Raw genomic sequence first — 18401 nt, 5'->3', positions numbered from 1 at the left:
CGGTCAATTGTCCGAACGCATGTCGAGCGTGGGCGCGACCTCGGCCCCGGCGGTGACCGCTTCATAGGGCACCATCGGTTCCGCGCCGTGGATCACCTTGGCGCCGATAATGTCGGGGAAGGTGCGGATCGTGGTGTTATATTGGCGCACCGCCTCGTTATAGTCGCGGATGGCCACACGGATGCGGTTCTCCTGCCCTTCGATCTGGGTCATGAAACGGCCGAAATTCTCCTGGCTGCGCAATTCGGGATATTGCTCCACCGTCACCATCAGGCGGGCAAGCGCGCCGCCCAGCTGGTTTTGCGCCTGGGCAAAGGCAGCCATCTTCGCGGGATCGTTCAGATCATCGCCCGAAAGCTGGATTTCGGGGCGGGTAGCCGATGCGCGCGCTTCGATCACGCCTTGCAGCGTTTCACGCTCCTGCTCGGCCGAAGCCATGGTGATTTCCTGAAGGTTGGGAATCAGATTGGCGCGTTCCTGAAACGCGGCCTGCACATCGGCCCACTTGGCCTTGGCGTTTTCCTCTGCCGTGGGCACCGAATTGATGCCGCAGGCGGCCAGCGCAAGGCTGCCGATGGCAACGGTGGCAATGCGGAAAAGGCGCGTGAACATCGTGCAAAATCCTTCCAAACCGCCCGCCCATCCGCGGGTGTATTGTGCATATAGCACGGTTGCCCGGCCTTTCAAGGATTGCCGCCTGCGCTATGGCGGCACTTGCCGTTAACCATTGAAGCTGGCAAGCAATCGCCCGAAATTGGAGAAGGGGACACAAATATGTTGAGCGAGTTCAAGGCATTCATCGCGCGCGGCAATGTGCTCGATCTGGCGGTGGCGGTTATCATCGGCGCGGCGTTCGGCACCATCGTCAGTTCGCTGACCGATGATATCATCATGCCGTTGATCGGCCGCGTGGTGGGGGATGTGGATTTCTCGAACCTCTATATCGTCCTCAGCGGCGATGTCGCACCGGGCACCTCGCTTGCCGCCGCGCGCGAGGCCGGGGCCAATGTGCTCACCTATGGCAATTTCGTGTCGGTGGTGATCAATTTCCTGATCTTGGCCTTCGTGATCTTCATGCTGGTGCGCCAGGCCAACAAGCTGATGCCCAAGAAGGCCGAGGAGGCCGCGCCCGCCGGCCCGACCGAAGTGGAACTGCTCACCGAAATCCGCGACGCGCTGAAGAAGTAAGGCGAAAGAGCGGCTGCCCTTTTTGCGCAGCCGCTCACTTCCCATTCAGCAAATCATCGCTATATCAGCGCTGCCGGTTTCGGCCGGCTATGGCGATAAATTGCGGTGTGCAATAGGCACAGCGGACCCGGGGGCAGTACCCGGCGGCTCCACCACCTGCTCCGGTATCGCGGGGCAAATGACGGGGCCGAACCAGGATCGACGTGTGTTGAAAAGCACTGTTTTCGCCCGGGCTGAGTAACCCGTTAAAGGCTCAAAACACACAAGTGCCAACGATAACGAAGCACTCGCAATCGCTGCGTAACCTGATGGCCTAACGGCCTGATCTTACGAAGCTAAAGCGCGGTTGGACCGACCGGGCAACAGAACGGATTCCGGGGCTCCGGGGGTAGCTAGCAACAGAAACCCCCACCTTACCCTTTCGGCATTCCCCGTTTCCTACATCGCGGTGCGTGGCGCATGGCCGTGCGCGCTCTTTCCATCGTTGGCCACGGGGGTTTGTGAACTGCGGCGCTGATTGGCGGCGCTGCGGTGTCAACTTCGGAAGACCGCTGTGTTTATGTCGTAAATCAGCGGGATAGGTAGAAAAAGCGCGATCGTGACGATGTCAATTTCGTCACTTTTGCGCAGGACTCGGTGCTTACCCGTTTTCCGCCATTCGCGCTTCGCGTTCGGCACGTTCGTATTTCAGGCAATCGAGGATCTTCGCGCCCGCCAGAAACACCGCGCCGGTGCAGGCAAGGAACAGCAGCCACCCGCCCACGCCCGGAAAGGTCTTGAGATAAGCCGCGCCGCGCGTGCAGGCACCCAGAGCGAGGGCATAGATTATCAGAAAGGCTTCGATCCGTGTCTTGATCACGAACAGCCTGGATATCTTGCGCAGCATGGCTCCCCTTTCTCTTTACCGTCAGTCTCTGCAATCCCCGTGCCAACCGCAGGTTCCTGCGGCTTTCGACGGTTAACGCAAAGGGGAGTGTAAAGGCGTCCGACAGGGGGGCCGAGTCGCTGCGGCCGCTCAGGCGAGTTCGGGGATTTCCAACAGGTCGAGCAGCGCCGCCCGCGCTTGCCGAATGGCGGCCGCCAGGCCGTCGGAACCGATATCGCCGGGGTCGATCTGTTCCGGCCAATGCGCCCGGATCAGCGCCTCCATTTTGTCGGCCTTCGCCTCGCTGAGCAGGAAGCGTGGATCGACGGCTGCGGGATCGGCCACCACGCGCAGGCGCAGACAGGCAGGGCCGCCGCCATTGGCCATGGATTGGCGCACATCGACGACCTGCACCCGGCGGATCGGGCCGTTGCCCGCCAGCATGGATTGCAGCCAGTCCCAGACCGGCGCGCTCTCTCTGCATTCCGACGGCACAACCAGCGTCATCTCGCGATCGGGCGGGGTCACAAGCTGGGCGTTGAACAGATAGGAACGGATCGCCTCGTCGAGGCTCACCGCGCTGGCGGGCACTTCCACCACCTGAGCAGCCGGACATTTTTCGGCTATCGCGGCGTAAGTTGCGGCAGGTTCGGCAAAGGCGCGTTCGTGGGTGAACAGCACGCTTTCGTTCGCCACCGCCACCACATCGTTGTGGAACGCGCCTGCTGCGATGGCTTCGGGCGCCTGCTCCACAAATATTACGCGTTCGGGATCAAGGCGGTGGCGGCGCGCGACGATGCGGCTCGCTTCCTCGTGCTGGCGCGCGGGGAAGCGGCCACCGGGGCGGCCATAGACGAAGACCTCCAGCCCCGCTTCGTGGTGCGATGGAGCGAGCCGCATATGGTTGGCCGCGCCCTCGTCACCAAAGGTGGGCGGCACCGGCGGGTGGACGGCAAAATGCGCAGCATCGGCAAAGACCAGCCGCAACTGCTTCAGCGTGTCGGGCCATTCGTGGCTGCGGTGCGGCATCGTCACCAGATTGGCGACGGTCAGGTGGCAGCGCCCATCCGCCGTATCGGGCGAAGGGGACACGGTGGCGGCATTGGCCGTCCACATGGAGGAGGCCGACCACGCCCCGGCAATGAGTGCGCGGTTGGTCGAAGCGTCGGCGGCGAGTTCGTCCAGCCACGCGCAATTGGGGCGGGGCAGCGGAACGAAGAAGCCTTGCGTCAGCCCCAGCGTCATGTTGGCGCGCATCTTCGCCAATCCCTGCAAGGCGGCGGCGCGGGGATAGGATGTGCCGCCGGCATTCCGGGTGGCCGCCAGATTGCCAAGGCTGAGGCCCGCATAATTGTGGCTGGGGCCAACAATGCCGTCGAAATTGATTTCGTGCAGCGCCATAACCGTCACCACCGCGCCACATGCGTGACGCTGTCGCCTTCGCCAATCTGCAGCGCGGCGGCGCAGGCCGGGTCAATCGCCACGCCGTCTTCTTCCGCCGAAACCCAACCGTACGCCGCCCGGAAAGAGGCCAGATGTCCCGTGCACACCAGCCGCTTTTCGCCAATCTCGCCATCGGCCAGGCTCTGATCGATCCGGGTGAGAGTGTTGTCCACCGCTTCGCGCACCGAACGGATATGGTCGGTGCGCACGGTCATGGTCGGACCGCCGTCGAAAATGTCGACATAGTTTTCCCAGACAAAGCCTTCCTCCTCCAGCATCCGCATGGCGGCGCGGCCCGAAGGGTGCGGCTTACCGATCACCGCTCGCGCCTGTTCGGACAGCATGGCGATATAGATCGGGTGCTTGGGCATCAGATCGGCAATGAACTGGTTGCCGTGGCGCGCGTTGAATTCGTCCGCTTCCTGAAAGCTCATGCCGAAAAAGCGGCCCGCAACCCCGTCCCAGAAGGGCGAACCGCCCGCCTCGTCAATCACGCCGCGCAGTTCGGCCAGCGTGCGGTCGGCAAAGCGCGGGCGGTGATTGCGGATGAAGAGATAGCGGCTGCGCGCCAGGAGCAGGCCCAGCCCGCCCGCCCGTTCGCCCGGATGCAGGAACAGCCCGCCCACTTCCGAAGCGCCTTCCAGATCGGTGGACAGGTTCAGGATATCGGCGCGGAAGGTGCGGCCCAGTTCTTCGCTGTGCTGTGTCAAGGCGCCGATGCGGTAGGAATAGAACGGCCATTTGAGGCCCACGGCGGAGAAGATCTGGCAGGTTCCGCGCACTTCTTTCGTGGCGGTGTTTTCCAGCACGAAGACGAACAGATCATCGCCCGGCTCATCCGCCTCGCGCCGGAAAGCGGCGGCGGATTTTTCCAGCTTTGTGCGCAAGGCATTGCGATCGGGCGGCAGATTGGTGAAGCCACCGCCGGTCAACTTGGCCATTTCATACAGCGGTTGCAGATCGGCAAGGCCCGCCGCGCGGATGATGAACGTCACAAGGCATCCCCCTCTGCCAAACGATGCAGGACGACGGCGCTCAAGGCAGCGCGTTCCTTCAGCGAGGGCACGATCATGTATTCCTGCGCCGAATGAATGGCCCCGCCGCGCACGCCCATCGTATCGACGACGGGAACCCCGCAGGCCGCGATATTGTTGCCATCGCACACCCCGCCCGATGGCTTCCAGCCGATGTTCTGCCCCAATGCCGCACCCGCATCGCGCACCAGATCGAACAGCTTTTGCGCCGACGCATCCACCGGCTTGGGCGGGCGACTAATGCCGCCATGGCTGTGTGCGGAAACATCGTGAAGTCTTTCAAGGAATTGCAACAAATCGTTGAAATCCGATAAAAAAGCTTCTGCCGCCTCCCGCGTCTTGGGGCGAATGTTGAAGCGCAGCACGGCGAGTTCGGGCACAACATTATTGGCAGAGCCGCCGTCGATTTTCGCCGGGTTTATCGGCAGGTCGTCATGGCTCATCTGCTTCAGCCGCACCGCGCAATCGGCGGCAGCGACCAGCGCGTTGCGCCCATCCTGCGGATTGCGCCCGGCATGCGCGGCACGGCCGCAGAAGGTGACAGCAAAATTGCCGCTGCCCCCGCGCGCATGGGCCAGCGTGCCATCGGGCAGGGCGGAGGGTTCATAGGTCAGCGCGGCAAACTTGCCCCGCGCCAGCTGCGCAATCAGCGGAGCGGACGAAAGCGAGCCGGTCTCCTCATCCGAATTGAGCAGCACATCGTAACCAATGCGCGCGGCGGCAGGCGAGGTTTCCAGCGCGGCGAGCGCGGCGAGCATCACCGCAATGCCGCCTTTCATATCCGCCGTGCCGGGGCCATTGATCGTATCATCATCCAGCCAGCGCACCTGCTGAAACGGATCGTCGGCGGGAAAAACCGTGTCCATATGCCCGGTGAGGATAAAGCGCCGCTCTGCCTTGGGGCGCACGCTGAGGACCAGATGCCGGCCGTGCTGGCGCGGCACGACATGGCCGCCCGCATCCACCCCCGTCACCTCGGCAGGATCCGCATAGCGCACATCGCCGGGGAGTTTGGAAAGGCAATCGGCGAGCAGACCGGAAAGCTGCGCCAGCCCGTCAAGATTGCCGGTGCCGGTGTTGATCGCCGCCCATGCCAACACCCGATCCAGCATGGCCTGCTGATCGATCCCGGCGACAAGTGCCTGTTCGGTGGAGGTGAGTTGTTTCATCTGCAACCGGGCATAAGCCAATAGGCGGTGCTGTCAATTCCCCGCACCTTAACGCGAGGCTAAGCCCGCAGTGCTAAGGGCCGCGAAAGGCAGCGCAGGGGAAACGCCGTAATGGTGGCCGGAAAACCAAGGGTGGAGCAACGCGTGCGCGCCGTGGTTCGTGCACGGCTGCGCGACAATTTGGGCGAGCGCGATATCTGCCTGATCGACATTTCCACCCGCGGCCTGCTCGCCACCGCGGCGCGCCCGCCTGTGCGCGGCGACTTTGTGGAAATCATCGTCGGCCGCAACCGGATGACCGCGCAGGTGAAATGGACAAGCGAACGGCGCTTTGGCCTGTTGCTGCGCGAACGGGTCAGCATCCCGGCGATGATCGAGGGCGGCAAGGCCTCGGTGATGCTGGCCGCGGCCCGCAGTGCAACGGCGGTGCGCGGAAAAGCCTCCGCCGACTGGTTGAACCCGCTCGTGCTTGCCCGTGCAGGCCAGCTTGGCTTGATGCTTCTGGCCGTGGCGGGGGTGGGGATGCTGCTGACCGAGCTGGTGGCAGGCGGGCTCAATCCGGTGCGCGAGGCGGTGGAGGCTGCGTCGCACTAGCGCGAAAGCGCGCGCGCCAGCGCCACGAAATCGGCAACGGCCAGCGTCTCGGCACGGCGGGTGGGATCGATATCCAGCCCTTCCAGCGCTGCCAGAGCGCCGGGCACGCCTTTCAGGCTTTGCCGCAGCATCTTGCGCCGCTGGCCAAATGCGGCTTCGGTCAGACGGGCGAGCACGGCGGGCTGAACGCCGGGGGGAGCCTGTGCCGGGGTGACATGGACAATCGCACTCATCACCTTGGGGGGCGGGGTAAAAGCGCTGCGGTGGACCTTCATCGCCAGCTTCGGGGTGCTGCGCCACTGGGCCAGCACGGCAAGGCGACCATAGGCATCCGAACCCGCTTCCGCCACGATGCGCTGCGCCACTTCCTGCTGGAACATCAGCGTTAGCGAAGTCCATTGCGGCGGCCATGTTCCGCCCTCGCTTTCAGGCGAAAGCCAGCGGGTGAACAGCGCGGTGCCGACATTATAGGGCAGGTTGGCCACGACGGCGAAGGGCTCCCCCTCCATCAGCGCGCCGTGATCAATCTTCAGCGCATCGCCTTCCACCACATCAAGCTTGCCGGGAAAGGCTGCGCCAAGTTCGGCCAGCGCTGGCAGGCAGCGGCGGTCCATTTCGATCGCGGTCACCTGTGCGCCTGCGCGCAGCAAGGCGCGGGTGAGTCCGCCGGGGCCGGGGCCGATTTCCAGCACGCGCGTGCCCGCCAGATCGCCGGGAATGCGGGCGATGCGGTCCAGCAATTGTTCGTCAAACAGGAAGTTCTGCCCCAGCGCCTTGGACGCGCTGAGGCCGTGCGCGGCGATTACCTCGCGCAGGGGGGGCAGGCTCACGCAGCCGCTGCCCGGAAAACGGCTGCCTGCCGGGCCATGTGGATGGCCGCCAGCAGCGAATCGGGCCGGGCGAGGCCTTTTCCCGCAATGTCGAAGGCGGTGCCGTGATCGGGCGAGGTGCGAATGATCGGCAAGCCCAGCGTCATGTTGACGCCGTTGTCGAAATCGAGCGTTTTCAGGGGCGCCAGCGCCTGATCGTGATACATCGCCACGGCCACATCGTAGGAACCGCGCTTGTGCGGTGCGAACAGCGTATCGGCCGGATGCGGGCCAGTGGCGTTGATGCCTTCGGCCTGCAAGGCGGCAATCGCGGGGGCGATCACGCGTTCTTCCTCGTCGCCCATGCGCCCCTTCTCCCCGGCATGGGGGTTGAGGCCCGCCAGCGCCAGATGCGGGTGGGCAATCCCGAAATCACGCCGGAGCGCGGCGGCGATTACGCGGCAGCGGCGCAGGATCAGGTCCTGCGTAACGGCAGCCGAAACCTGTGCCAGCGGGATATGGATCGTCAGCGGCACGGTGCGCAAGGATGGCCCGGCCAGCATCATGACCGCATCCTCCTCCTCCACGCCGCAGGCATGGGCGAGAAATTCGGTCTGGCCCGGATGGGTAAAGCCGATCGCGGCCAATTGCGCCTTGGCGACCGGTGCCGTCACCAGCGCCGCGACTTCGCCGGACAATGCCAATTGCGCGGCACGGGCCAACGATGCGAGCGCGAGGCGCGCCCCTGCCTCGGTGGGTTGGCCGGGGGTGAAGACACCGTCACCGGCATCGGCCAGCACGGGCAAGGCATCGGGAAATGCGGCCGCTGCGTCTTGCACCCTGTCGATATGCACCAAGGGCAGGGCGATCCCCCGGCTGCTCGCGGCCTGTGCCAGCACACCGGCCCCACCTGTCACAAGAAAGGGCGGCAAGGCGTGTTCGCCCCGCGCCGCCCAGGCAAGGGCAATCAGTTCCGGCCCCACGCCCGCCGGATCGCCCAGCGAAATGGCAAGCGGGGGCAGGTCAGGCACGGGAGACTGCGCCAAGCTTAATTGTATTCGATCACCGCATCGCGGCGCAGGTCGCGCAGGTAACGCTGGGCGCGGCGGTTGATGCGCTCGTTTTCGGTCGTGGTCAGGATTTCGTCGAAGGACGGCCCTGCCATCTGCGCCGGATCGTCGCGCCCGCACAGGATCAGGACGCGCACACCCTGCTGCAAATCGCCAAAGGGCGGGGTGGCTTCACCCACATTCAGTTCCAGCATGACATTCTGCAGCGCATCGGGCAGGGCGCGCACGGCAATGTCGTCGTTGGAGATGACCTCCGCACCAATCGAGGCAGCCTTGGCCTCGGCATCGCCGCAGCCATTGATTGTTGAGACCATGTTGGCGAATTGCTGCGCCCGCAGGGCAGCTTCGGATTCGGGCAGACCGGGGGGGAAATCGATCGAAACCTGCGTCAGGCTCAGCACCGCGTCGCGCGGATCAGCCATGCCGATCTGGCGCCGGTCGATCAGCAGCAGCAGCGAGAAACCACCGGGGATTTCGATCGGGCCGGCAAGCTGGCCCGGCTGCAATTCGCGCGCGGCGGCTTCCAGCGTGGGGTTCTGCAACTGCTCCAGCCGGATCCAGCCCAGATCGCCGCCCACAACCGCGGTGGACGCTTCGGAAAACTGGCGGGCATAGGCCACGAAACTGCCGCCCTGGCGCAGTTGCGTCACGATCTGCTGTGCGTTGGCGAGCACGGCGTCGCGCGTGGCGGGGGTTGCCGAAAGGTAGATTTCTCCGATGCGGTATTCGTACTGCCCGCGCGCTGCCATCAGACGGTCGTAGATTTCCGACACCTCTTCGGTCGAGACGTTGACGAAGGGCGCGATATTGCGACGCAGGAGGCGGTCCCACGCCAGTTCGCCCTGAATCTGCCGCTTCAGCGTCCGCGGCGAGGAACCGATGGATTCGAGATAGGCATCCATCTGCTCCGGCCCGCGCTCGAAGCGTTCGAGCGCGAAGCGGGTGTAGGACTGGTCCACTTCCTCTGCCGTCACAGTCATGTTCTGCGCGGCAGCTTCCTGCACCTGCAGCGTTTCGTCGATCAGGTTGCGCAGCACTTGCAGGCGCAGGCGCGCCATCTCTTCGGGCGGGATCGGAGCATTGTTGGCTGCCACGATCAGGGCCACGCGGTGATCCACATCGGTGCCGGTGATGATGTTGCCATTTACCCGCGCGGTGGCGCGGCGGACATTGGGATCGGCCTGGGCCAGGAAATTGATGTCCTGCGGGAAGTTGAAACCGTCATTCTGGGCGAGCGCGGCTGTCCCGCCAAAAGCGAGCGTGGCGGTGGCCGCAGCGGAGGCGGCAAGAATTCCAAAGGTCTTGGCGAACCGGATCACGTGGTTTTATTCCTGTATGCGGCGCGAAATTGCGCCAGTTTGCGCGATGCTCCTGCCCGATGCAGGCTTAACCCAAGCTGAGCCTGTGGCTGATAGCGGCATTGATACGCGCTGCCAATGCAAGGCGACATCGACGCGGGGATAGCGGCGCGGGAATAGTGGCGCGACCGCTTACCGGAAACCGATATTGCGCAGCGCAAAGTGCACGCGGAACGAATTGCCGCTGCGCGCATCGGCCAGTTCGATGTAATCGCGCCGCCAGGTGAAGCCCATTTCCAGGCAATCATCGGCATAGGCAATACCAAGGCGCGTGCGCAGCGGCTGGAATCCGTCGGCCTGGAAGGTGGGGTCTTCCTCGCGATTGGTCATATTGACCACCGCCGATCCGAACACCGACCAATAACGGGCAAATGCCACGCGCCCTGCCACGCGCAGTTCCTCGCGGTCGCGCAGATCCTCGAAACTGAGGTCCACATTGCGGTCGAGCCGCAGATAGCCGACTTCGACATAGGTGCGATCGTTGCCCAGGGTTGCATCGATCTCGTTGCGGCGCACCGCGAGGTTGTCCTTGTCCAGCCGGAAGCGGTGCGTGAATTTGAGCAGGTCGCGGTAACGCACGGTGGTGCGGCCGACGAAATCGGACCATTGCTCGTTCAGTCCAGTGCCATCGGGAAAGATGGTCGGCTTGTCCGACAGGCGATAGGATTGGCCAAAGGTCGTCTCCAGCCGCCAGCCGGGAAAACTCGCTTCCCAATCAAGGCCATAAGTCAGGCGAACACCGTCTTCCACCCGGTCGTATCCGGGGAAGCGGTTGAGCGCGAAGAGGTTGGAATCCTCAAGGTCGATCGCGCGCGAATCCTCGTTCGGGATGGCGAGGTTGCGCGTATTGGGCGTGGCGACAGCCTGCACGCGCGGGGTGAAGATCTGCGATCCGCCCAGAAATTCGCCGATGAACGGCCACTTCACATCCACCGCCAGCGCCGCCACGGCGCGCGTCTGCCAGCCTTCGCGCCCGCGATAGCTGGGGGTGAGCGTCAGGCCGTTCTGGTTGGAATTGTAGACATCGCCGCGCGCCATGGCGGTTAGCGTGATCTCCTGCCCCAGCGGGGTGATCCGCCGCAAATCCCACTGCGCGCGGGCAAAGGCGCGCTGCGTGTCCTGCCCCTCGGCGCGGGTGATCGCCAGCGTGTTGAATTGCAGGTCAACGCGGCCCCCTGCCACCGGGTCTTCCAGACGGCGGCGGTAATCGAGCAGCGGCAACGCCAGCGGCACCTGCCCCTGATCCACCGGCACCAGCAGCGCCTGCGTGGCCCAGCCCGCCAGCGAGAAATAGCTGTTGGCATCGATCCGCTCGATATTCACTGTCGAGCGGAGGCGGTCCTCGCGCGTGATGTCGTAGCGGCGCAGAACCGTGCGGTCGCTCGCCAGCCGCGCCGATCCGGTGACGCTCCAATTAGGATCAAGCTGGAAGCGGCCATTGGCAAAGATATATCCGCGCAAGCTGCTTTCGGCGACCGGCACGGTGGAATTGAGGCCGATGCGCCGCGAATAGGTGCCGTAGGTGGTGACCTGAAACGCGCCGTTTTCGTTCAACTGGCGGTATTGTGCCGACACCATCGGCGCTGCCGAACTGTAAAGGTAGCCGGTCAGCAACAGGTCGCGGTTATCGGCAATGCGCCAATAGAAGCTGTCGGTGATTTCCAGCCCGTTGGACGCGGTAATGCCGACATCCGGGATGAAGATGCCCGATGTCGCACTGCCATCGGCGGTGATGACAAGGCCCGGCAGCGGCAAGATGCGCCGGCCGAACAGTTCCAGATGCGCGCCGTCGAAATGGATGCGGTCGGTTTCGGCATCATAGCGCACACGCCGCGCGGTGACGCGCCAGCTGGGCCTGCGCGGGCAGCCCTCGGCATCCACCACCGCGCAGGACGAATAGACCGCCATGTCGAGCACGATATTGCCCGCATCGTCGCGCGCCGCCATATCCGCGGCCAGCCGCCCGCCCTGCCGGAAAGCGAGCAGGAGATTGGCCATCGTGCCCGCCTTCAATTCCTGCGTCAGCTCCACACGGTCGGTGAACAACTGGTTCCCGTCGCGGTCGACCAGGCGCACATTTCCCTCGGCCACGATCTCGCCCGTTTGCCGGTTCCAGACGATCGCCTCGGCCCGCACCGATTCGTCGCCCGATCGCGCAAGGACATTTCCCGATGCGGTGACGGTGTCGGTCTCGTTATTATATTGCAGCGTGTCCGCCTCGAATGCGATGCGGCGTTCCCCTTGGGCCGTGGCCTGCGTGGCGGGGCTGTCCTGCGCCGCAGCAATTGCCGGACACAGGATCAACGCACCGGCCAGCAGGACTGCTGCCATGGCCTTGCGATCACCGGGCAGACGGGCTGGCAAAAGGGACGAAGCGGGGGGGAGCATGGCTTGCCTATCGCACCACCCGTGCTTAACTGCAACGCCAGCATTTGTGCAGGCGCACACCGCCCGCCGCTTCCCGCAATCGGATCACCGGAGAACCCATGCAGATTACCTTTGCCGACAGCCTTCCCCAATCTCCCCGCTTGCTGGCGCGCCTGGTGGAGCAGGACAGCTTGCCCGCCGACCTGCCGGTGGCGATCGTGCAGGGGGCTGAGGCCAGCCGCTTTTCGGGCAAAGCCGCGCAGCTGTTCGAAGGCTTTGCCGAGCTCAATGGCGTGGTCACCCGCCTTGCCTTGGCCGGAATTGGCAAGGCTGAGGGCAATGGCCGTGCCGCGAACCTTGAACGCGCGGGTGCAGCGCTCGCCGCGCGTTATCTGACATCGGGCGAGACGCAATTGGTGCTCGACCTTTCGGGCAGCACCCTGTCGGCGGACGAGGTGGCAAGCGTGCTGCTGGGTCTGCGGCTGCGCTGCTGGCGCTGGGATGCCTATCGCACGAAGCTGAAAGACGAGCAGAAAAAAAGCCTTGCCGAAGTGGTCGTGGCAGGCGCGCCCGAAGGCACGGCAGCGGCATGGGACGTGGAACAGGCGATCGCAACCGGGGTGGAGTTTACCCGCGAGCTGGTGGCGGAACCGGCCAATGTGATCTTCCCGCAAAGCTTCGTCGAACGCTGCCAGGCGCGGCTGGCGGGCACCGGCGCGGAAATCGCCGTGCTGGACGAGGACGAGATGCGCCAACTGGGCATGGGCGCGCTCCTGGGCGTTGCGCAGGGTTCGGTGAAGAAGCCCAAGCTGCTGGTGATCAAATGGCTGGGCGGCAAGGCGGGCGACGCGCCGACCGTGTTCGTGGGCAAGGGCGTCACTTTCGATACCGGCGGCATTTCGATCAAGCCTGCCGCCGGCATGGAAGACATGAAATGGGACATGGGCGGCGCAGGCGCGGTGGCGGGCGCAATGCTGGCGCTGGCCGGACGCAAGGCGAAGGCCAATGTCATCGGCGTGTGCGGCCTTGTCGAGAATATGCCCGACGGCAACGCCCAGCGCCCCGGCGATGTGGTGACCACGATGAGCGGGCAGACCGTCGAAGTCATCAACACCGATGCCGAAGGTCGGCTGGTGCTGTGCGATGCGATGACTTACGCGCAGCGCGAATTCGCCCCCAAGGTCATGGTCGATCTCGCCACGCTGACCGGCGCAATGATTATCGCGCTGGGGATGGAGCACGGCGGGCTGTTTTCGAACAGCGACACGCTGGCCGACAAGCTGCTGGCAGCGGGCAAGGCGAGCGGGGACAAATTGTGGCGCTTTCCGCTGGCGCCCGAATACGACAAGCTGATCGACAGCCCGATTGCCGACATGAAGAATATCGGCGGCCGCTGGGCCGGATCAATCACTGCGGCGCAATTTCTCCAGCGCTTTGTCGAGGACGGCGTCGAATGGGCGCATCTCGACATTGCCGGGATGGTCTGGGCCGACAAGCCGGGCGCGACCTGGGACAAGGGCGCAACGGGTTACGGCGTGCGCCTGATCGACCGGTTCGTGCGCGAAAATTGCGAAAAGTAAGGGTTCGGGCTCCTCAGGGTGCGGGTCGGGTTCTATCTCCACGGCAATCAGCCGGTTGAGCGTGTCCTGCCGCAGATCGCCCGCGCGGCGCTGGGGCAGGGGCAGCGGCTGCTGGTGGTTTCGGGCGACGATGCGCAGCTCGCCGCGCTCGACAAGGCGTTGTGGGAGCAGTTTCCCGAACACTTCCTGGCGCATGGCTTTGCCGGCGGGCCGCATGATGCACGCCAGCCCGTGCTGCTGGCGGACAGTTGCGCCAATGCCAACGGGGCCGAAGTTGTCGCGCTGGCGGACGGGCAGTGGCGCGAGGAGGCGGCAACTTTCCCGCGCGCCATCCTGCTATTCGACGAAAACGCGCGCGGTTCGGCTCGCGCCATCTGGCGCCAGTTCGACGGCAAAACCGATGTGGAACGCGAATTTTTCGAAATCGAGGGTGGCAAGTGGGTGCGCAAGGCGTAAAACCTTGAACCGAATAAGGAGAGGGATGATGCGGAAACTGGCTCTTGCGATCGGTGGCACCCTGACGCTCGCCGCCTGCGGATCGGGCAATGAAGGCACGATCCAGACCGAAGATGGCGAAATCGCCTACGATATCGACCAGTCGGGCGAGGAGACCAATGTCACCATCACCGCCGAAGATGGCAGCACGGTTGTGGCCCAATCGGGCAGCGGCACGGCCGATTTTCCCGACGGCTTCTCGCTCTACCCCGGCGCGACCGTCGTCTCCAGCATGGTGATCAATGCCAATGACGGGGCAGGTTCGATGATCACGGTGCAGAGCAGCGCCACGCCCGAAGAACTGGCCGCGCATTATCGGCGCGAGGCGGAGGCGGCGGGCATCACCATTTCCATGAACGCCACCGTCAACGGCAGCGTGATGATCAACGGCGAGGGGCCTAATGGACGGACCTTCAGCTTCAGCGCCTCGCCCAATGGCGATGAAACCAGCGGGCAGCTGATCGTGGGGATGGGCGGCTGACGCAAAGCCCGCATATCACCCGCGCCCTTGCCCAAAGCGACGCGGGGCGCTAGGGGCGCGCCCGACAGGCCCCCAAGGGGACCCAGCCGGATCTTAACGCAATCGAGGAAATTCCCATGGCGGTTACCCGCACCTTTTCGATCATCAAGCCCGACGCCACCCGCCGCAATCTGACCGGTGCGGTCACGAAGATGCTAGAAGACGCCGGCCTGCGCGTCGTTGCCAGCAAGCGGATCCGCATGACGCGCGAACAGGCCGAAGGCTTCTATGCCGTGCACAAGGAACGCCCCTTCTTTGGCGAACTGGTGGAATTCATGACCAGCGGGCCGGTGGTGGTGCAGGTGCTGGAAGGCGAAGACGCGGTGAAGCGCAACCGCGACATCATGGGCGCGACCAACCCGGCTAATGCCGAACCCGGCACGATCCGCCGCGAACTGGCCGAATCGATCGAAGCCAATTCGGTCCACGGCAGCGACAGCGACGAAAACGCCGCGATCGAAATTGCCTTCTTCTTCCAGCCGGACGAAATCGTCGGCTGATTGGCCTTCGATGCTAGAATCAATCACCCCGTCGGAGCGATCCGGCGGGGTTTTTGATTGCGCGCAAGGATTTGGCGGGCGCTGGGGCTAGGCTGAAACCAGTCGCAGCGGCCAGAAAGAGTATCAGCCCATGTCGCACACACCGCACGAACTCGCCGCCGAATTTCCGCAGGACGCCGCGGCTATCCACGCGCTGAAGATGAACGATCCCCACTTTGCCAAGCTGGCCGATGCCTATCACGAAGTGAACCGCGCAATTCACCGCATTGAAAGCGGGATCGAGGCGGCATCAGACGAACGCACCGAAAATCTCAAGAAGAAGCGGCTGGCGCTGCTCGACGAGATTTCCCCGATCATCGCCAAGGCCCGCGCTGCGCAGGTCTGACCGGGATCAGCGGCGCGCCACGTAATCGGCAAACATCCGCGGATAAAGCTGGTATTCGGCCAGCAGGACGCGGCGCGCCAGGCTTTCGGCCGTGTCGGTGGGCAAAATCGCCACCGGCATCTGACCCAGCACGGGGCCGCCATCCAGTTCCGCCGTCACCACATGCACCGAACAGCCGCCGTAACGGTCGCCCGCGTCAATCGCGCGCTGGTGCGTGTCCAGCCCCTTGTATTTCGGCAGCAGTGAGGGGTGGGTGTTGACCATGCGCCCCTCCCACCCGGCCACGAAAGCAGGGGTCAGCACCCGCATATAGCCGCACAGCGCCAGATATTCCGCGCCGGCCGCCCGCAGCGCTGCATCCATGATCGCTTCATGTGCCTCACGCTCCATCCCGCGATGGCTGTGGGCGAAGGTGGCAATGCCTTCCGCCGCCGCAATGCCAAGGCCGGGAGCTTCGGGCACATTGCTCGCCACCAGCACGATCTCGTAGGGGCAACCGGGCAGTTTGGAGGCGAACAGCAGCGCCGACATGGTGGTGCCATTGCCCGAAAGCAGGCAGGCAACCTTTGCCTTAGGCATTGTGCGTGGCTTCCCACGCCGACTTGGCCGACCAGGTTTCGACCGATCCCCTGACCGTGCAGCCCTTCGGCCCCTCCACGATCTCGCCGATGCGGTGGACGGTCTCGCCCGCTTCGGTCAGCAGAGTGGTCACCAGGTCGACCTTTTCAGGCACAACGGCCAGAACCATGCCGATGCCGGTGTTGAAGGTGCGCGCCATTTCGGGTGGTTCAATGTTCCCCTGCGCCTGCAGGAAGGCCATCAGGCGCGGCAGTTCCCAGCTATCGGCATCGATCACGGCATGGGCACCGGCAGGCAGCACGCGCGGCACGTTTTCCAGCAGGCCGCCGCCGGTAATATGCGCCAGCGCATCTATATGCCCTGCGCGGATCACCGGCAGCAGGCTTTTGACGTAAATGCGCGTCGGTTCGATCAGGTAATCGATCAGCAGCCGGTCGGCATCGAACAAAGCGGGGCGGTTCATCGCCCAGCCCTTGTCCGCCGCCAGCCGCCGCACCAGCGAATAGCCGTTCGAATGCACCCCGCTGGAGGAAAGGCCCAGCAGCACATGGCCCGGCGCCACGCGGTCGCCTGTCAATTGCTCGCCGCGTTCCACCGCGCCGACGCAGAAACCGGCAAGGTCGTAATCCCCGGCGGCATACATGCCCGGCATTTCCGCCGTTTCGCCGCCGATCAGCGCGCAGCCCGCGATCTTGCAGCCTTCGGCAATACCCGCAATCACCCGTTCGGCAACGCCGTTATCCAGCTTGCCGGTGGCGAAATAGTCGAGGAAGAACAACGGTTCCGCGCCCTGAACGATCAGATCGTTCACGCACATGGCGACAAGATCGATCCCGATGGCATCATGCCTGTCGTGATCAATGGCGAGCTTCACCTTGGTGCCCACGCCGTCATTCCCGGCCACCAGCAGAGGATCCTTGTAGCCCGCCGCGCGCGGGTCGAAAAAGCCGCCAAAGCCGCCAATCTCGCCGTCCGCGCCGGGGCGGGCGGTGGCCTTCACCAGCGGGCCAATGGCTTTCACCAGCCGGTTGCCCGCATCGATCGAGACGCCCGCCTGTTCATAGGTGTAAGAGGATGAGTTCGAAGTCATGCACGGCCAATGGCGCATTCCTGCTTGGATTTCCACTCGCCTTTGGGCAGAAGGGCTGCGATTTCCCCGATGCTGACCATTGCCCGCCACTCTTTCCCGCAATCGCAACGCTTCAGCTGGCGCTTTGCCGCGCCTGTGCTGCTGGTGCTGGCGGTGCTGGGCGCGGCCAGCCTGTGGGCGCAGGTTGCGGGCGAGCGCGGGATCGCGCCCGTTGCCAGCTCCACCGATATCGAGGTGTCGGGCATCGAAGTGAATGTGACCGGCGACAACCCGCAGGATGCACGCGAGAAGGGCTGGCTGGAGGCGCAACGCTTGGCCTGGGCGCGGATTGACGGGCCTTCCATTCCCGATTCGCGGTTGCAGAGTTTGGTTTCGGCCATCGTGGTGGAGGAAGAGCGGCTTGGCCCTCGCCGTTATATTGCGCGGCTTGGCATCATTTTTGACCGAAGCCGTGCGGGTGCCCTTCTGGGCGCAGGCGGGGCGCGGACGCGGTCGGCCCCCATGCTGACCTTGCCGGTGATGTTGACCGGGGGCAGCGCGACGATGTTCGAATACCGCAATCCGTGGCAGCGCGCCTGGGCGGAATACCAGTTCGGCTCCTCCACCGTGGACTATGTGCGGCCATCGGGTGCGGGAGGCGAATCGCTGCTGTTGACATTCGGGCAGACCGGGCGGCGCAGCCGTGCGTGGTGGAACAGCGTGCTCGACCAATTCGGTGCCGCCGATGTGCTGGTGCCGGTGGCGCGGCTGGAACATGCGTGGCCCGGCGGCCCGATCACCGGCCATTTCACCGCGCGTTACGGGCCGGACAACCGCTTCCTTGCCCAATTCACCATGCGCGCGGATGGCCCCGCCCAATTGCCCGATATGCTGCGCCGTGCTGTTGCCCGGTTTGACGAACTGTTTCAGCGTGCATTGGCCGATGGCACGCTGCGCCCCGACCCAACCCTGACGCTCGACAATATCGAGATCAGTCCGGAAATCCGCGCGCTGATCGAGGCGGGCCGTGCCGCCGAAGTCTCTGCAACCGAAGATCCGACGCGTCCGCAACTCACCCTGCCCGCAGACAGTGGGCAAGCTGGCACGCAGCCGGTGCAGGCGCCGACGGTCAGCGCCATCATTGTGCAGGCTGCAACGCCCGATGCGCGCAGTTTCGATGCGACTTTGACAGGTCTGCGCAGCATAGGCGGGGTGCGCGGCCTGTCGGTTTCCAGCACCGCGATTGGCGGCACGTCGGTGGTGCAGGTGAATTATGCGGGCAGCCTGCAGGATCTGGCCGCAGCCCTGCGCGCCGCCGGTTGGCAGGTGACGGTCGGCAACAATGCCCTCGCCATTTCGCGCTGATCGGGCGTAAA

18 protein-coding genes, 1 other RNA gene and 1 pseudogene are annotated in these 18401 nt (G+C 64.5%); 9 read left to right on the top strand and 11 right to left on the bottom strand.

Features of this window, described 5'->3' with window-relative positions; translation table 11 throughout:
- Positions 1-3 precede the first annotated feature (3 nt).
- Entirely contained in the window at positions 4-612 is a 609-nt protein-coding gene (locus tag WFP39_RS07680) for a LemA family protein (protein ID WP_336918763.1), read from the bottom strand.
- 162 nt (positions 613-774) lie between these two features.
- On the opposite strand from WFP39_RS07680, the gene mscL reads away from it, so the two are divergent.
- Positions 775-1188: a large conductance mechanosensitive channel protein MscL gene (mscL, locus tag WFP39_RS07675; protein ID WP_336918762.1), complete on the top strand. Its 414-nt coding sequence runs from the start codon at positions 775-777 to the stop codon at positions 1186-1188.
- 34 nt (positions 1189-1222) lie between these two features.
- Positions 1223-1565, top strand: a transfer-messenger RNA (tmRNA) gene (ssrA, locus tag WFP39_RS07670).
- A gap of 263 nt (positions 1566-1828) precedes the next feature.
- On the opposite strand, the gene WFP39_RS07665 is transcribed toward ssrA, so the two are convergent.
- The 4 genes from WFP39_RS07665 to WFP39_RS07650 all read right to left on the bottom strand — a co-directional run bounded on the left by WFP39_RS07665 (position 1829) and on the right by WFP39_RS07650 (position 5699).
- Positions 1829-2074 carry a hypothetical protein gene (locus WFP39_RS07665; protein ID WP_336918761.1) on the bottom strand — a complete coding sequence of 82 codons (246 nt, stop codon included), beginning with the start codon at positions 2072-2074 and terminating at the stop codon, positions 1829-1831.
- A gap of 129 nt (positions 2075-2203) precedes the next feature.
- Positions 2204-3454 carry an N-succinylarginine dihydrolase gene (locus WFP39_RS07660; protein ID WP_336918897.1) on the bottom strand — a complete coding sequence of 417 codons (1251 nt, stop codon included), beginning with the start codon at positions 3452-3454 and terminating at the stop codon, positions 2204-2206.
- A 5-nt stretch (positions 3455-3459) separates the two neighbouring features.
- A complete protein-coding gene (locus WFP39_RS07655; RefSeq protein ID WP_336918760.1) occupies positions 3460-4491 on the bottom strand; it encodes an arginine N-succinyltransferase in 1032 nt (343 codons plus the stop codon).
- Entirely contained in the window at positions 4488-5699 is a 1212-nt protein-coding gene (locus WFP39_RS07650; RefSeq protein ID WP_336918758.1) for a hydrolase, read from the bottom strand. Before WFP39_RS07650 ends, WFP39_RS07655 begins: the two co-directional genes overlap by 4 nt.
- A gap of 111 nt (positions 5700-5810) precedes the next feature.
- Between WFP39_RS07650 and WFP39_RS07645 the strand changes: the two genes are divergently transcribed.
- Positions 5811-6293 carry a hypothetical protein gene (locus WFP39_RS07645; RefSeq protein WP_336918756.1) on the top strand — a complete coding sequence of 161 codons (483 nt, stop codon included), beginning with the start codon at positions 5811-5813 and terminating at the stop codon, positions 6291-6293.
- Here WFP39_RS07645 and rsmA read toward each other — a convergent pair.
- The 4 genes from rsmA to WFP39_RS07625 all read right to left on the bottom strand — a co-directional run bounded on the left by rsmA (position 6290) and on the right by WFP39_RS07625 (position 11861).
- Positions 6290-7123 carry a 16S rRNA (adenine(1518)-N(6)/adenine(1519)-N(6))-dimethyltransferase RsmA gene (gene rsmA / locus WFP39_RS07640; protein WP_336918755.1) on the bottom strand — a complete coding sequence of 278 codons (834 nt, stop codon included), beginning with the start codon at positions 7121-7123 and terminating at the stop codon, positions 6290-6292. The genes WFP39_RS07645 and rsmA overlap by 4 nt on opposite strands.
- On the bottom strand, positions 7120-8148 hold the full coding sequence (pdxA, locus tag WFP39_RS07635) for a 4-hydroxythreonine-4-phosphate dehydrogenase PdxA (protein ID WP_336918753.1): 1029 nt from the start codon (positions 8146-8148) through the stop codon (positions 7120-7122). Before pdxA ends, rsmA begins: the two co-directional genes overlap by 4 nt.
- A 2-nt stretch (positions 8149-8150) precedes the next feature.
- The gene (locus WFP39_RS07630; RefSeq protein ID WP_336918752.1) at positions 8151-9491 is read right to left on the bottom strand and encodes a peptidylprolyl isomerase; all 1341 of its coding nucleotides are present in this window, start codon (positions 9489-9491) and stop codon (positions 8151-8153) included.
- 171 nt (positions 9492-9662) lie between these two features.
- A complete protein-coding gene (locus WFP39_RS07625; protein WP_336918750.1) occupies positions 9663-11861 on the bottom strand; it encodes an LPS-assembly protein LptD in 2199 nt (732 codons plus the stop codon).
- Between the two features lie 155 nt (positions 11862-12016).
- On the opposite strand from WFP39_RS07625, the gene WFP39_RS07620 reads away from it, so the two are divergent.
- From WFP39_RS07620 to WFP39_RS07600, 5 genes are all read left to right on the top strand, one after another.
- Positions 12017-13477: a leucyl aminopeptidase gene (locus tag WFP39_RS07620; protein WP_336918749.1), complete on the top strand. Its 1461-nt coding sequence runs from the start codon at positions 12017-12019 to the stop codon at positions 13475-13477.
- Positions 13478-13495: 18 nt separating this feature from the next.
- The gene (locus WFP39_RS07615) at positions 13496-13933 is read left to right on the top strand and encodes a DNA polymerase III subunit chi (RefSeq protein ID WP_336918747.1); all 438 of its coding nucleotides are present in this window, start codon (positions 13496-13498) and stop codon (positions 13931-13933) included.
- Between the two features lie 25 nt (positions 13934-13958).
- Positions 13959-14453: a putative periplasmic lipoprotein gene (locus tag WFP39_RS07610; protein ID WP_336918745.1), complete on the top strand. Its 495-nt coding sequence runs from the start codon at positions 13959-13961 to the stop codon at positions 14451-14453.
- Positions 14454-14569: 116 nt separating this feature from the next.
- On the top strand, positions 14570-14992 hold the full coding sequence (gene ndk / locus WFP39_RS07605) for a nucleoside-diphosphate kinase (RefSeq protein WP_336918743.1): 423 nt from the start codon (positions 14570-14572) through the stop codon (positions 14990-14992).
- A gap of 130 nt (positions 14993-15122) precedes the next feature.
- On the top strand, positions 15123-15377 hold the full coding sequence (locus tag WFP39_RS07600; protein WP_336918742.1) for an HP1242/YdcH family protein: 255 nt from the start codon (positions 15123-15125) through the stop codon (positions 15375-15377).
- 12 nt (positions 15378-15389) lie between these two features.
- On the opposite strand, the pseudogene purN reads toward WFP39_RS07600, so the two are convergent.
- A pseudogene (purN, locus tag WFP39_RS07595) lies at positions 15390-15956 on the bottom strand (phosphoribosylglycinamide formyltransferase); the annotation flags it as partial.
- A complete protein-coding gene (gene purM / locus WFP39_RS07590; protein ID WP_336918741.1) occupies positions 15949-17046 on the bottom strand; it encodes a phosphoribosylformylglycinamidine cyclo-ligase in 1098 nt (365 codons plus the stop codon). The pseudogene purN and the gene purM, both read right to left, overlap by 8 nt.
- A gap of 69 nt (positions 17047-17115) precedes the next feature.
- On the opposite strand from purM, the gene WFP39_RS07585 reads away from it, so the two are divergent.
- Complete coding sequence (locus WFP39_RS07585) at positions 17116-18390, top strand: heavy-metal-associated domain-containing protein (RefSeq protein ID WP_336918740.1); 1275 nt, start codon at positions 17116-17118, stop codon at positions 18388-18390.
- Positions 18391-18401: the final 11 nt, after the last annotated feature.

This window comes from Alteraurantiacibacter lauratis (assembly GCF_037154155.1).
GTDB lineage: Bacteria > Pseudomonadota > Alphaproteobacteria > Sphingomonadales > Sphingomonadaceae > Alteraurantiacibacter > Alteraurantiacibacter lauratis.
Note: the sequence above shows the minus strand (reverse complement) of the source record. Positions and strands in the feature narration are given on the sequence as shown.

What these genes read in the sequence shown, in the direction of transcription:
- WFP39_RS07680 (WP_336918763.1), bottom strand. Translation starts at nt 612, where the DNA reads ATGTTCACGCGCCTTTTCCGCATTGCCACCGTTGCCATCGGCAGCCTT.
- mscL (WP_336918762.1), top strand. Translation starts at nt 775, where the DNA reads ATGTTGAGCGAGTTCAAGGCATTCATCGCGCGCGGCAATGTGCTCGAT.
- WFP39_RS07665 (WP_336918761.1), bottom strand. Translation starts at nt 2,074, where the DNA reads ATGCTGCGCAAGATATCCAGGCTGTTCGTGATCAAGACACGGATCGAA.
- WFP39_RS07660 (WP_336918897.1), bottom strand. Translation starts at nt 3,454, where the DNA reads ATGGCGCTGCACGAAATCAATTTCGACGGCATTGTTGGCCCCAGCCAC.
- WFP39_RS07650 (WP_336918758.1), bottom strand. Translation starts at nt 5,699, where the DNA reads ATGAAACAACTCACCTCCACCGAACAGGCACTTGTCGCCGGGATCGAT.
- WFP39_RS07645 (WP_336918756.1), top strand. Translation starts at nt 5,811, where the DNA reads ATGGTGGCCGGAAAACCAAGGGTGGAGCAACGCGTGCGCGCCGTGGTT.
- WFP39_RS07625 (WP_336918750.1), bottom strand. Translation starts at nt 11,861, where the DNA reads ATGGCAGCAGTCCTGCTGGCCGGTGCGTTGATCCTGTGTCCGGCAATT.
- WFP39_RS07620 (WP_336918749.1), top strand. Translation starts at nt 12,017, where the DNA reads ATGCAGATTACCTTTGCCGACAGCCTTCCCCAATCTCCCCGCTTGCTG.
- WFP39_RS07610 (WP_336918745.1), top strand. Translation starts at nt 13,959, where the DNA reads ATGATGCGGAAACTGGCTCTTGCGATCGGTGGCACCCTGACGCTCGCC.
- ndk (WP_336918743.1), top strand. Translation starts at nt 14,570, where the DNA reads ATGGCGGTTACCCGCACCTTTTCGATCATCAAGCCCGACGCCACCCGC.
- WFP39_RS07600 (WP_336918742.1), top strand. Translation starts at nt 15,123, where the DNA reads ATGTCGCACACACCGCACGAACTCGCCGCCGAATTTCCGCAGGACGCC.
- purM (WP_336918741.1), bottom strand. Translation starts at nt 17,046, where the DNA reads ATGACTTCGAACTCATCCTCTTACACCTATGAACAGGCGGGCGTCTCG.
- WFP39_RS07585 (WP_336918740.1), top strand. Translation starts at nt 17,116, where the DNA reads ATGCTGACCATTGCCCGCCACTCTTTCCCGCAATCGCAACGCTTCAGC.